Consider the following 13,169-nt stretch of genomic DNA (forward strand, 5'->3'; position numbering starts at 1 on the left):
CCCGCGTGATGACGGTACGGCGATGATCACCGGCCTGATGGCCGCGGAAAACGTGCGCATCGCCGCCGCCGCGGTCACCGCGCTGGCCGATGCCGTGTGTGAGCATGATGGCCGCACGAAGCCGCAGCGTGCCTCGGATGCGATGTTCGCGCTGTTGTCGGGCACAAGGTTCGAGTGCTTGTGCGGCCACGATGAGTGCACCGCGCAGATCCCGGAGCCGGGCACCATCCCGCCGGTCGACAGCACGGCGGTCATCCATGTCGTGTGTGATGAATCGACTCTGGCGGGTGCGGCTGACCATCCGGCCTATATGGATGGGCACGGTGTCATCTCCGCCGAACACGTGCGTGACATCGCGGGCCGACCGGACGCTGTGGTCAAACCTCTCGTCCCGTCGGGCACGCAACCCGACAGCGACGGGACCTACATCCTTCCGGCGCATCTGCCGTCGAACCCGTACCGACCCTCCACCGCCCTGGATACTCTCCTGCGTATCCGTGACGGTGTGTGCGTCGAACCCGGTTGTGAGACCTCGGCCTGGCGATCGGATGCCGATCACGTCACCGAGTATGACCACGACGATCCGGCGCGGGGTGGTCACACCTCCGCGGAGGGCATGAACATCAAGTGCCGGTTCGATCATGGTCGAAAGACGTTCGGCGACTGGCTCGATGACCAATACCGCGACCTGGACGGTCGCCTGCACACCGAGTTCACCACGCCCGAAGGCCTGGTCATCGTGGGTGAGGCCGAAACCAACGAGGACCTGTTCCCGGGCTTACGGCGTATCCGGTTTCAAGCGCCCACGCATGCACCGCCGCATCGGCCTCGCATCCTCGACACCGACCAGCCCACCCGGGCACGCACCCGGGTGGCGAACAAACATGCCCGACGACGGGCCGAGAGGAGCCGCAACCGCCGACGGCATCACATCGACGGACCAGCACCGTTCTGAGAGTCAGGGATGCAGGACCGCCTGGGCCAGGTGCCACCGCGTGCGTTGATCGACGCCTGCGAACAGGCTGGTCATCGCGCGCAAGGTGCCGGTGAGGTCGTCTCGACCCGACAGATATGCGCGTTGCCGGTCGACCGGCAGCCGGGCGAACACCTCGAAGAAACGACGGGTCTGCTCGGCGTCCAACGACAACAACGCCGACAACCCGACCCGCCGCAGTCGGTAGACCGTCCGGGCCGGACGAGCCCACAGGGCGAAAATCGGATCATGTCCTGCCGCAACACATTCAGCGATCCGATCCGCGGCGGTGAGTGATGCGGCGACACTGTACCCGGTCGCGGGATGCATCAGACCGCCCCGCGCCCCGAACAGCAAGGGCCGCGACCGCCACGGTGCCGGCGCGCCGACCAACGAGAAGGAGACCGTTTCGTCGGCGAGCGGGGTGACGGCACGATCGGCGAGGCGCGCCCGCAATCTGCGGCGCAAACGTGAGATCGGCATCGGTGGGGCGCCCGCCAGGGAGGTCTCCTCCAACAGCACGCGATCGTCGCCGACGGGCACGGCATACAGAAACGACGGACGGTCGTCGTCGTCCTGCTCGGTCGGGCTCCAGTCCATCAGGATGGCGTCGGCGCTGTCGAGCACCGGTGCCGCCTGGGTGCGGGAAACCACGACCCCCCAGGCGGTTTGGCGGATCGCGCCGCCGTGTATGCCGCGCGCGTCGATCACGGTGGAGGCTCTCAGCTCGACCCCGGACGCGGTGATCACTCGATCCGCACCGACATCGGCAGCATGCTCGACGATCGTGCGTGCGCCGTCGATCGTCAGCCCGCGTTGCAGGCCGGCCGTGTCCAGGACGGTGTAACCGCGGGACACCTCGATCGCTCCAGGCGTCCGGATCTGCACCGAGGAAACCTGAGTCGCAACCGAACCGGCGGGCAGCCAATCCGGCAGGTCGTCCGTCCAAGCGGCGTAGGTGGCCGTCCATCTCCGCGACGGATTCGCATCGACGACACAGACGTCCACACCTCGGTGCAGCAGCCGGTGGGCCAGCGCGCGACCCGACGGGCCTGCGCCGACCACCACCACATCGGTCACCGCATCACATGTTCCCGGTGGACAGCATGCCGCCGTCCACGCCGAGCGTCTGCCCGGTGATCCACGACGACTCCTCCGACGCCAGGAATGCCGCCGCGCGTGCGATGTCGTCGGGATCGCCGAGTCGGCCGAGCGGATAACTCTTCAACGCGCGTGCCTCGTTGTCGCCTGCGATGAGATCCTTGGCGAACTTGGTCTTCACGATGGCCGGGGCGATCGCGTTGACCCGGATGTTTGCCGGCCCGAGCTCCCAGGCGAGTTCGGCGGTCAACCGGATCAGCGCCGCCTTGGAGGCTCCGTATGCGGCGATGAGGCCGGTGGAACGGATCCCGGCGACCGAGGAGATGTTCACCACCGCACCTCCGCGTTCGCGCATGCCGGCACGGAATGCCTCCTGGACGAATCCCAGGGCGGCGACGACATTCGTGTCGAAGATCTTGCGGAACCCACCGAGATCGGCGTCCATGAGTGGGCCGAACAGGGGATTGATACCGGTGTTGTTGATCAGGATGTCGATACCGTCGCCCTGCGCGACGGTGGCCGCGACGGCCTCGGCGCGGTGAGTTTCGTCACCCGTGTTGCCCGGGCACGCGGTGACCGCAGCGCCCGCCACCACCTCGCGAATGCCGGCTGCGGCCTCGTCCAACGGCTCGGGTTTGCGTCCGGTGATCACCACCGAGGCGCCACGTCGGGCCAGCTCGGTGGCGATGGCGAGTCCGATGCCGCGGCTTGCGCCGGTGACGAGCGCGGACTTCCCGGACAGGTCGGTATGCATGTGCGTCAGTGTGGGTTCGGTCACGTGTCACACGGTATCGGTCGTCCGCCCGTGGGGGTACGCCCTCGGATGGAAAATCAGGTGGCGGGGCGCAGGTAGACTGGTCCGTCGTGATCACCGCGACCGACCTGGAGGTTCGAGCGGGCGCTCGGACCCTGTTGTCGGCGCCCGGCTCTGCCCTGCGCATCCAACCCGGCGACCGAATCGGGCTCGTCGGCCGAAACGGCGCCGGCAAGACAACCACGCTGCGCATCCTCGCAGGCGAGACCGAACCGTACGCAGGCTCCATCGTGCGCAGCGGAGATCTCGGCTATCTGCCGCAGGATCCCAAGGAGGGCGACCTCGACGTCCTGGCCAAGGATCGGGTGCTCTCGGCACGCGGCCTGGATTCGATCCTGCGTGACATGGAAAAGCAGCAGGCGCTGATGGCCGAGGCGGCCGACGACCGCGTCCGCGACAAGGCCGTCCGCAAGTACGGACAGCTCGAAGAACGGTTCTCCGCACTCGGCGGCTACGTCGCCGAGTCCGAAGCCGCACGCATCTGCCACAGCCTCGGGCTGCCCGACCGGGTCCTCGGGCAGGCGCTGCGCACGCTGTCCGGCGGTCAGCGTCGCCGTATCGAACTCGCTCGCATCCTGTTCTCCGCGTCCGATGGTTCCGGCAAGTCCGACACGACGTTGCTGCTCGACGAGCCGACCAACCACCTCGACGCCGACTCCATCACCTGGCTGCGCGGCTTTCTGCAGAATCACGAGGGCGGTCTCGTGGTGATCAGCCACGACGTCGATCTGCTTGCCGACGTGGTCAATCGGGTGTGGTTCCTCGATGCCGTCCGCGGCGAGGCGGACATCTACAACATGGGCTGGAAGCGCTACCTCGACGCCCGCGCGACCGATGAACAGCGTCGTCGTCGCGAACGTGCGAACGCCGAGAAGAAGGCGGGCGCCCTGCGTGCCCAGGCTGCCAAGCTCGGCGCCAAGGCGACCAAGGCGACCGCCGCGCAGAACATGCTCAAGCGGGCCGATCGGATGCTCGACGCCCTCGACGAAGAGCGGGTGGCCGACCGCACCGCACGCATCCGGTTCCCGGAACCCGCGGCCTGCGGAAAGACCCCACTGATGGCCAGCGGCCTGACCAAAGCCTATGGCTCGCTGGAGATCTTCACCGGTGTCGACCTCGCGATCGACAAGGGCAGCCGCGTGGTCGTGCTCGGTCTCAACGGTGCGGGAAAGACGACGCTGCTCAAACTGCTCGCCGGTGCCGAGTCGGCCGACACCGGGACGATCGATCCCGGCTACGGCCTCAAGATCGGCTATTTCGCGCAGGAACACGACACGCTCGACGACATGGCGACCGTCTGGGAGAACATCCGCCACGCCGCACCCGACGCCGGTGAACAGGATCTGCGTGGGCTCCTGGGCGCGTTCATGTTCAGCGGCGCCCAGCTCGAACAGCCGGCAGGCACCCTGTCCGGCGGTGAAAAGACCCGACTGACACTCGCCGGTCTGGTGTCGTCGGCGGCCAACGTCCTGCTGCTCGACGAGCCGACGAACAACCTCGACCCGATCTCGCGAGAGCAGGTGCTCGACGCGCTGCGCAGCTACACCGGGGCCGTGGTGTTGGTGACGCACGACCCCGGCGCTGCTGCCGCACTCGACCCGCAACGGGTGATCCTGCTGCCCGACGGCACCGAGGACCACTGGTCCGACGAGTATCAGGAGCTCATCGAACTCGCCTGACCTATGCCGTCGGCTGCGGCCAATAACGCTTGCGCAGTTCGCCTTTCACCAGTTTCCCGGTGGGTGTGCGCGGCAGGTCGTCGACGAAGTCAACGGTGCGGGGTGCCTTGTACGCCGCCAGGTTGTCCTTCGTGAAGGCGATCAACTCCTCGGCGAGTTCCGGAGACGGAGAGAACGCGGGATCGAGCTGGACGCATGCCTTGACGACCTCACCGAGATCGTCGTCGGGCACACCGATGACGCCGACATCGTAGACGGCCGGGTGGCCGACGAGGACGTTCTCGGCCTCCTGCGGGTAGATGTTCACACCGCCGGAGATGATCATGAACGCCTTGCGGTCGGTCAGATAGAGGTAGCCCTCGTCGTCGACGTAGCCGACATCGCCTGTGGTGGACCAGTTCTGGTGCCGGGGGTGCTGTGCGCTCCGGGTCTTCTCCGGATCGTTGTGATACTCGAACGGGATCTCGTCGCGTTCGAAGTAGACCATCCCGACCTCGCCGGTCGGCAACTCGGCGCCGTCCTCGTCGCAGACGTGCACCACGCCGAGCAACGGTTTGCCCACCGACCCCGGATGATCGAGCGCCTCCTGTGGACCGATGAACGTGGCCCCGGCCGCCTCCGTCGAGGCGTAGTACTCGTGGATGACCGGACCCCACCAGTCGATCATTGCCCGCTTCACCTCGATGGGGCAGGGAGCCGCTGCATGGACGGCGAGCCTCATGCTGCTCACGTCGTACCGGCCGCGGACGTCCTCGGGCAGCTTCAGCATGCGGATGAACATCGTCGGCACCCACTGGCTGTGCGTGGCGCGGAACTTGTCGATGGCTGCGAGCGCGGCCTCGGGATCGAACCTGTCGAGAAACACCACGGTGCCGCCGACAGAGTTCGTGACCCCGCAATATCGCAGCGGCGCAGCGTGATACAGCGGAGCGGGGGACAGGTACACGGCCGTGTCGTCGAAGCCGTACATGGGGGCGAAAATCGCGGTGTAGCTGTCGGGGATCTCATCGACCTGGCCCTGCGGCAGTGGTGTCTGGATGCCCTTGGGCCGTCCGGTGGTGCCCGACGAGTAGAGCATGTCGGTGCCGCGCGGTTGGTCGGTGCGCGGTGCGGGAGAGGCGTCGGCCAACGCCTTCTCGTAGCTGTCGAAACCGGGGATCTCACCGCCCCAGGCGAGACGATGGCCCGGGCGGCTCAGTGCCGCGATGTCGTCGGTGTCGGCGACCGCGGCGGCGACCGAGGCACCCGCGAAGACCACCTGGGCATTGCAGTCGTCGAGGATGTAGTTGGTCTCCGCCGCGGTGAGGTGATGATTGATCGCGGTGATGTAGAGACCGCTGCGCAGAGCAGCCCAGTAGACCTCGAACATGTGCAGGTCGTTCTGCGAGATCATCGCGATCGTGTCGCCCGGACGCAAGCCGAGCGACTCGAGATGATTCGCGATCCGGGTGGAGTTCTCGTCGAGCTCCCGATACGTGAGCTGCTCGCCGGTGGAAGCCCGGATGACGGCAGGCTTCTCCGGGGTGGACTGGGCAAAGACACCAGGGAACAAGTGATACTCCTCACTCGACAGAACAATGTGCTGCGATGCTATACCGAGCGATCGATCGGAGCCCAGGGGGCTGGTGGGTGTTTACCCTCGTCTTCACCTGCCGGAGGGGTAGCCACAACCTATGGGCCGGTGTTTGCGCCGCTGACAGGGTTGCGCCGCTGGGAGGGTGCGCCGGCGCGAGGGGCGAAAGCGTGCGACGACGTCAGTGCGATGCGACGAACCGGTCCATGGTGCGCTCGGCGAGGGCCGTGATGGTCAGCGACGGGTTGACCAAGCCCACCGCACCCGGGGCGAACGAACCGTCGACCACGTACAGGTTGTCGTATCCATGTACTGCGCCCTCGTAGGAGGCCGCGCGGTTCATCACCACACCACCGAGACCGTGATAGGTGCTCGACGAACCGAAGCCCATCGCACGTGCATACAGCGGGATCCCGCCGGGGCGGCCGTGTCGGACCTCGGCGCGCTGACGGAACCGTTCGGCGAAGGCCGCACCACGCTTGTCGAGGGCATTGCCCTCCGGGAACGGGTAGTTGATCACCGCCGAGCGGGTCGCATGGTCGTAATCGATGCTGCCGCGTTCGTCGCTGTGCACCTGGATGAGGTTGGTGGTGGCGGCCTTGCCGAGCGGCGCCGGCAGCGGGGTCGAGTGGTAGACCATCGACACCGGTCCACCGGGCATGTCGTCCTCGTACACACGGCCGAAGCCGGGGCCGCCCTGCACGGCGCCGTAGTCGTCACTCAATGCTGTTCGTGCGGTGAGGAAATCGCCGTTGGCGCCGAAGCCCTCGCCGATCCTGGGGGACAGTCGGGGCAGGGTGCCCTTGGCACGTGCCTCGACGAGCAGCCTGGTGGTGTGGAACGAGCCCGCGGCCAGGAACAGGTGATCGGCTTCGGCCGTCACGACGCGAACTGTCCGATGTGCATCGTCGATCACGCGTGCCTTGACGACGAATCCCGCCCGCCGCGAACGCGGCCGGATCTCGAACACCTCGTGCATAGGTTTGATGGTCACGTTGCCGGTGCGTTCGGCCGCGGGGAGGTAATTGCGGTCGGTGGAGTTCTTGGCGCCGCTGTTGACGCCGAAGCCCAACTCGCCGTTGATGATCGATGCACGAGCCCGACCGGAGAGTTCGTCGCGGACGATGTCCCAGTCGATCGCGTAGTCGAAGACGACGGGCTCCTTGCCGTAACGGCGCACGGTTGCCAGCCACGACCGGGTGCCGACGTAGCGCGGATGCGCCATGATGTCGGCAGGCAGGGGAGATGCGTTGAGCATCTTCTTGGCCCGCGGATAGTAGGTGCCGACGAGTTCGTCGTAGCCTGCGCCGCCCGGGAAGACCTGCTGGAAGTCCTGCTTGCGGGGAACCGGAGTGAACGACCCGAAGGCGAGGGAACCCCCACCCACGCCGGCGCCGTACACCGAATCGATGCCGTTGCCCTTGACCCGGTCGAGGATGCCGGGATAGCGGTTGACCGGAAGCCCCACGGTTGCGGTGGCGCCGACGGTGTCGCTGAACCAGGCCGCACGCCCGTCGGGGGCGGTCAGGGTGGCAAAGGTGTTGCCGTCCGGACGGATCGGCCACCGGCGTCCACGTTCGAACACGGTCGTGGTGAACCCGGCCTGCCCCAGGCGCAGTGCGGCGACGCTACCGCCGAACCCGGTGCCGATGACGATGGCGGTCTTGCCGTTGGCCGGTGCGGCAGATGCGTTTGCGGCCGTGCCGGCGAGCATCCCGAGGGCGCCGAGCCCGATGGCGGACTGCAGGCGGTGCGGCGAGAGATCGGGGCGGTGCGAAGGATGTCGGAATTCACTCGCCGACAGTAGCGCAGCCGACTAAGGGTAGGAATACCTATCTTCCCGAGGTTGTATTGCGTCGATCACACACGCGAGCGATGACTTCACCACACTGCAGCCGGTTCAGTGCAGTGCGAGAAAACGGTCCATCGTGCGCTCCGCCAGGGCGGTGATGGTGAGCGACGGGTTGACCAGTCCGACCGCGCCGGGCACGAAGGAACCGTCCACCACGTAGAGGTTCTCGTATCCGCGCACCGCGCCGTCCATCGACGCGGCCACGCCCATCACCACTCCGCCCAGCCCGTGGTAGGTGCTCGCGGAACCGAAGCCGGTGAGTCGTGACGACACGGGGATTCCGTTGGCGGGCCGTCCGAATCGCGTCTCGGTCCGTTCGTGGAAGTGCTGGATGAAGGCGTTGCTGCGGCGGTCGAGAACGCTGCGTCCCTCGGGGAACGGATAGTTGAGTACACCCCGCCGGGTCGCGTGGTCGTAGTCGATGCTGCCGCGTTCATCGGTGTGCACCTGCACCAGGTGGGTGGTCAGCGTACGGCCGAACGGGGCGGGTATCGGGGTGGCCTGGTAGACCATCGAGACCGGGCCGCCCGGCAGGTCGTCCTCGTAGATTCGGGCGTATCCCGGTCCGCCCTGGACGGTGCCGAAGTCTTCATAGGGGTTGGTACGTGTGGTGAGGAAGTCGCCGTTGCCGCCGAAACCGTCGCCGATGCGCGGCGACAACCTGGGCAAGACCCCCGACGCACGGGCTCGGACGAGCAATTCGGTGGTGTGGAATGACCCCGCGGCCAGGAACAGGTGATCGGCCTCCGCGGTCACCACCCGCAGGGTGCGTCCCTGATCGTCGAGCACACGCGCCGAGACGGCAAACCCCTTGCGGCGCGGACGTTCCCGAATGTCGAAGACCTCGTGCATCGGCTTGATGACGACGTTGCCGGTTCGCTCGGCCGCGGGCAGCAACGTGTGATCGAGCGACTTCTTGGCTCCGCTGTTGACGCCGTAGCTGAGATCGCCGATGGTGACCCCGGGTCGGCGTGCGCCGCGCAACTCGGCGCGCACGAGATCCCAGTCGATGGCGAAGTCGAAGAAGTGTGGCTGCGCGCCATAGCGGGACACCACCGACAGCCACGAGCGCGCACCGATGTAGTTCGGGTGCGCGAGGATGTCCGTCGGCAACGGTGACACCCCCAACTCGCGTTTCGCCCGCGGGTAATACGTGCGGGCGAGGTCGGGATAGTCGGCGGCCGCGGGGAAGATACGTTCGAAATCCTGTCGCCGCGGAACCGGCGTGAACGACCCGAACACCAGCGACCCGCCGCCCACCCCGGCTCCGTAGACGGCTTCGAGTCCGTTGCCCATCACGTGGTCGAGGACGCCGGGGTACGGCGGTACCGGGATCGCGGCGGCGTAGGTGGCGCCCGCCGGGCTACCGAACCAGGCTGCGCGCTGGTCGGGTGCCACGAATGTCGCAAAGGTGTTGCCGTCGGACCGAATCGGCCAGCGCCTGCCTCGTTCGAAGACGGTGGTGGCGAATCCCGCCCGACCCAATCGGAGTGCGGCGACCGAACCGCCGAATCCGGTACCGATGACGATGGCCGACCGACCCGGTGCGGCGTGACCGGAACCGACTCCATGCGTGGACGCGAACGCCGCGGCAGCGATCCCGCCGGCACCGACCACAGCGCCGCGCAACAGGGTGCGGCGCGATAACCGACCGTCCGTCGAGTCGCTCGACTCGGCACGCGAGTTCACCAGATCACCATATCGGCGGCAACCTGAAGTGGCGCTGAAATCCGAAACTGCGTGGTGCGGCGCCCGTTCAGTCGGACCGCTGGACTCGCACCGACTCCTCGACAAGGTCGAGAACGGCGGTGAGGTCACTGGTCGGCTGGCCGGTGGCGAGCCGGGTGATCAGCCCGTCGAGGACCAGATCGAGGTACTTGACCAACACCTCGGTCGGCACATCGTCGCGGAGCCTGCCGGTCTCACGTCCGTGTTCCAGGCGCCGCAGGGTCGCCTGCTCCACGTCTGCGGAGTAGGCGAGCCACGACTTCCGGAAGGTGGGATCGGTGCGCACCTTGCGCGCGATCTCCAGTCGGGTGCCGAGCCAGTCGAAATCCTGTGGGCGCGCGAGCATGTCACGCATCACCTGCACGAGACCCTCTTCGGCGGCCACGTCGGCCATGCGTTCGGCGTCTTCCTGCGCGAGTGCGAGGAACAGCGCTTCCTTGTCGCGGAAATGATGGAAGATGGCTCCGCGCGAGAGCCCGGTGGATTCCTCGATGCGCTTGACGGTGGCACCGTCGTAGCCGTACTCGGCGAAGCAATGCCGCGCGCCGTCGAGAATCTCCCGACGGCGCGCGGCTAGCCGGTCATCACTGACCTTGGGCACTTCGGTTGCTCCCCATCAGCTCTTGATCATGTTGCGCAGCACGTACTGCAGGATGCCTCCGTTGCGGTAATAGTCGGCCTCACCGGGGGTGTCGATGCGGACCTTGGCGTCGAACTCGGTCACCGAGCCGTCGGCCTTGGTCGCGGTGACGTGCACGGTCTCCGGCGTGGTACCCGCATTGAGTTCCTCGATACCGCTGATGTCGAAGGTCTCCGTGCCGTCGAGGCCCAGCGACTTGTGCGACTCGCCCTCGGGGAACTGCAGCGGGATGACGCCCATGCCGATCAGGTTCGAGCGGTGGATGCGCTCGAAGCTCTCGGTGATGACCGCCTTCACGCCGAGCAGGCGTGTGCCCTTGGCGGCCCAGTCACGCGACGAACCGGTGCCGTACTCCTTGCCACCGAGCACCACCAGCGGGGTGTCCTGCGCGGCGTAGTTCTGCGCGGCGTCGTAGATGAACGACTGCGGAGCACCGTCCTGGGTGAAGTCGCGGGTGTAGCCACCGGCCACGTCCACCAGCTGGTTCTGCAGACGGATGTTGCCGAAGGTCGAGCGGATCATCACCTCGTGGTTACCGCGGCGGGCGCCCAGCGAGTTGTAGTCCTTGCGTGCCACACCGTGCGAGTCGAGATACTGCGCGGCGGGTGTGCCGGGCTTGATCGTCGACGCGGGGGAGATGTGGTCGGTGGTCACCGAATCGCCGAGCTTGGCGAGCACCCGGGCACCCTTGATGTCGCTGACCGGAGCCGCCTCGAGAGCCATGCCCTCGAAGTACGGAGGCTTGCGGACATACGTGGATTCGTCGTCCCACTCGAAGGTCTTGCCCGCAGGGGTCGGCAGATTCTGCCACCGCTCGTCGCCCTTGAAGACGTCGGCGTAGTCCTGCGCGTACTGCTCGGCCGAGATCGAGCTGGCGATGGTCTCCTGGATCTCCTCGTTGGAGGGCCAGATGTCCTTCAGGAAGACGTCGTTGCCGTCGGCGTCTTGTCCGAGCGGGTCGGTCTCGAAATCGAAGTCCATCGTGCCGGCCAGTGCGTAGGCGATGACCAGCGGCGGCGACGCCAGGTAGTTCATCTTGACGTCGGGGTTGATACGACCCTCGAAGTTGCGGTTACCCGACAGCACCGCGGTGGCGGTGAGGTCGTTGTCGTTGATCGCCTGCGAGATCTCCTCCGGCAGCGGGCCGGAGTTGCCGATGCAGGTGGTGCAGCCGTAGCCGACGAGGAAGAAGCCGAGCTTCTCCAGGTAGGGCCACAGACCCGACTTGTCGTAGTAGCCGGTGACGACCTGCGAACCCGGGGCCATCGACGTCTTGACCCACGGCTTGGAGGTGAGGCCCTTCTCGACCGCCTTCTTGGCGAGCAGTCCGGCACCGAGCATGACCGACGGGTTCGAGGTGTTGGTGCAGCTGGTGATCGACGCGATGGTCACGATGCCGTGGTCGAGGATCATGTCGCCGCGCTCGGCGGAGGAGACCTTGACCGGCTTGGACGGACGACCCTCGGCACCCTTGGCGGCAGAGTGCAGCGGTGCGGCGTCGTCCTCGGCGAAGGACAGCTTGGCCGCGTCGGGGCTCACCGACGGGGCGTCGGAGGCCGGGAAGCTCTCCTCGTTGGCCTCGTCGACGCCGTTGTGGGCCGGGCTGTTGCCCTCTTCCACGTAGTTGTGGATGTCCTTGCGGAAGGCGTTCTTCGCGTCCCACAGCTCGATACGGTCCTGCGGACGCTTCGGGCCCGCGATGGACGGCACCACGTCGGCGAGGTCGAGTTCGAGGTACTCGGAGTACTGGGCCTCGGTGGCGTCCTTCTCGAGCCACATGCCCTGTTCCTTGGCGTAGGCCTCGACCAGATCCAGGGTCTCCTTGGAGCGACCGGTCAGTTCCAGGTACTTGATGGTCTCGCCGTCGATCGGGAAGATCGCGCAGGTGGAACCGAACTCGGGGCTCATGTTGCCGATGGTGGCGCGGTTGGCCAGCGGCACCTCGGCGACGCCGTTGCCGTAGAACTCGACGAACTTGCCGACCACGCCGTGCTTACGCAGCATGTCGGTGATGGTGAGGACCACGTCGGTCGCGGTCACGCCCGGCTTGGTGGCGCCGGTCAGCTTGAAGCCGACGACGCGCGGGATGAGCATGGACACCGGCTGGCCGAGCATCGCGGCCTCGGCCTCGATGCCGCCGACGCCCCAACCGAGGACGCCGAGACCGTTCTCCATGGTGGTGTGCGAGTCGGTGCCGATGCAGGTGTCCGGGTAGGCGATGCCGTCGCGCACCATCACCGAACGGGCGAGGTGCTCGATGTTCACCTGGTGGACGATGCCGGTGCCCGGCGGGACGACGCGGAAGTCGTCGAACGCGCCCTGGCCCCAACGGAGGAACTTGTAGCGCTCTTCGTTGCGCTGGTACTCGATCTCGACGTTGCGCTCGAAGGCCTGGGCATTGCCGAAGGCCTCGATGATGACCGAGTGGTCGATGACCATCTCGGCGGGCGCGAGCGGGTTGACCTTGTCGGGATCGCCGCCGAGCTCCTTGACCGCGTCGCGCATCGTCGCGAGGTCGACGACACAGGGGACGCCGGTGAAGTCCTGCATGATGACGCGGGCCGGGGTGAACTGGATCTCGGTGCTCGGATCGGCACTCGGATCCCAGTTGGCGATCGCCTCGATGTGCGCCTTGGTGACGTTGGCGCCGTCCTCGGTGCGCAACAGGTTCTCCGCGAGGACCTTCAGCGCATAGGGAAGTTTGTCGGTGCCCTCGACGGCACCCAGCCGGTAGATCTCGTACGAGTTGTCGCCCACCTCCAGGGTTCCGCGGGCGCCAAAGGAATCGATACTCACGTGTAATCCACTC

The 13,169-nt window shown here is 66.8% G+C and carries 9 protein-coding genes; 2 read left to right on the top strand and 7 right to left on the bottom strand.

Annotation, left to right across the window (positions count from 1 at the left end; genetic code table 11):
• Positions 1-955 (top strand): DUF222 domain-containing protein (locus AAFP35_RS14100; protein WP_419222262.1); only part of this gene is annotated, 955 nt, incomplete at its 5' end.
• 3 nt (positions 956-958) lie between these two features.
• On the opposite strand, the gene AAFP35_RS14105 is transcribed toward AAFP35_RS14100, so the two are convergent.
• On the bottom strand, positions 959-2,053 hold the full coding sequence (locus AAFP35_RS14105) for a lycopene cyclase family protein (protein ID WP_419222263.1): 1,095 nt from the start codon (positions 2,051-2,053) through the stop codon (positions 959-961).
• Between the two features lie 4 nt (positions 2,054-2,057).
• Complete coding sequence (locus AAFP35_RS14110) at positions 2,058-2,828, bottom strand: SDR family oxidoreductase (RefSeq protein ID WP_419222499.1); 771 nt, start codon at positions 2,826-2,828, stop codon at positions 2,058-2,060.
• A 110-nt stretch (positions 2,829-2,938) separates the two neighbouring features.
• Here AAFP35_RS14110 and AAFP35_RS14115 point away from each other — a divergent pair, with 110 nt between their 5' ends.
• Positions 2,939-4,567 carry an ABC-F family ATP-binding cassette domain-containing protein gene (locus tag AAFP35_RS14115; protein WP_419222264.1) on the top strand — a complete coding sequence of 543 codons (1,629 nt, stop codon included), beginning with the start codon at positions 2,939-2,941 and terminating at the stop codon, positions 4,565-4,567.
• A 1-nt stretch (position 4,568) separates the two neighbouring features.
• Here the strand turns inward: AAFP35_RS14115 and AAFP35_RS14120 are convergent, their stop codons facing one another.
• The 5 genes from AAFP35_RS14120 to AAFP35_RS14140 all read right to left on the bottom strand — a co-directional run bounded on the left by AAFP35_RS14120 (position 4,569) and on the right by AAFP35_RS14140 (position 13,156).
• A complete protein-coding gene (locus tag AAFP35_RS14120) occupies positions 4,569-6,119 on the bottom strand; it encodes an acyl-CoA synthetase (RefSeq protein WP_419222265.1) in 1,551 nt (516 codons plus the stop codon).
• A 202-nt stretch (positions 6,120-6,321) separates the two neighbouring features.
• Positions 6,322-7,854 carry a GMC oxidoreductase gene (locus tag AAFP35_RS14125; RefSeq protein ID WP_419222266.1) on the bottom strand — a complete coding sequence of 511 codons (1,533 nt, stop codon included), beginning with the start codon at positions 7,852-7,854 and terminating at the stop codon, positions 6,322-6,324.
• A gap of 186 nt (positions 7,855-8,040) precedes the next feature.
• Positions 8,041-9,681 carry a GMC oxidoreductase gene (locus AAFP35_RS14130; protein ID WP_419222267.1) on the bottom strand — a complete coding sequence of 547 codons (1,641 nt, stop codon included), beginning with the start codon at positions 9,679-9,681 and terminating at the stop codon, positions 8,041-8,043.
• A 67-nt stretch (positions 9,682-9,748) separates the two neighbouring features.
• Positions 9,749-10,321, bottom strand: a complete 573-nt coding sequence (locus AAFP35_RS14135) for a TetR/AcrR family transcriptional regulator (RefSeq protein WP_419222268.1) — start codon at positions 10,319-10,321, stop codon at positions 9,749-9,751.
• Positions 10,322-10,336: 15 nt separating this feature from the next.
• Positions 10,337-13,156: an aconitate hydratase gene (locus AAFP35_RS14140; protein ID WP_419222269.1), complete on the bottom strand. Its 2,820-nt coding sequence runs from the start codon at positions 13,154-13,156 to the stop codon at positions 10,337-10,339.
• Positions 13,157-13,169: the final 13 nt, after the last annotated feature.

It is taken from the genome of Gordonia sp. CPCC 206044 (assembly GCF_048537895.1).
Classification (GTDB): Bacteria; Actinomycetota; Actinomycetes; order Mycobacteriales; family Mycobacteriaceae; genus Gordonia.

What these genes read in the sequence shown, in the direction of transcription:
- AAFP35_RS14125 (WP_419222266.1), bottom strand. Translation starts at nt 7,854, where the DNA reads ATGCTCGCCGGCACGGCCGCAAACGCATCTGCCGCACCGGCCAACGGC.
- AAFP35_RS14110 (WP_419222499.1), bottom strand. Translation starts at nt 2,828, where the DNA reads ATGCATACCGACCTGTCCGGGAAGTCCGCGCTCGTCACCGGCGCAAGC.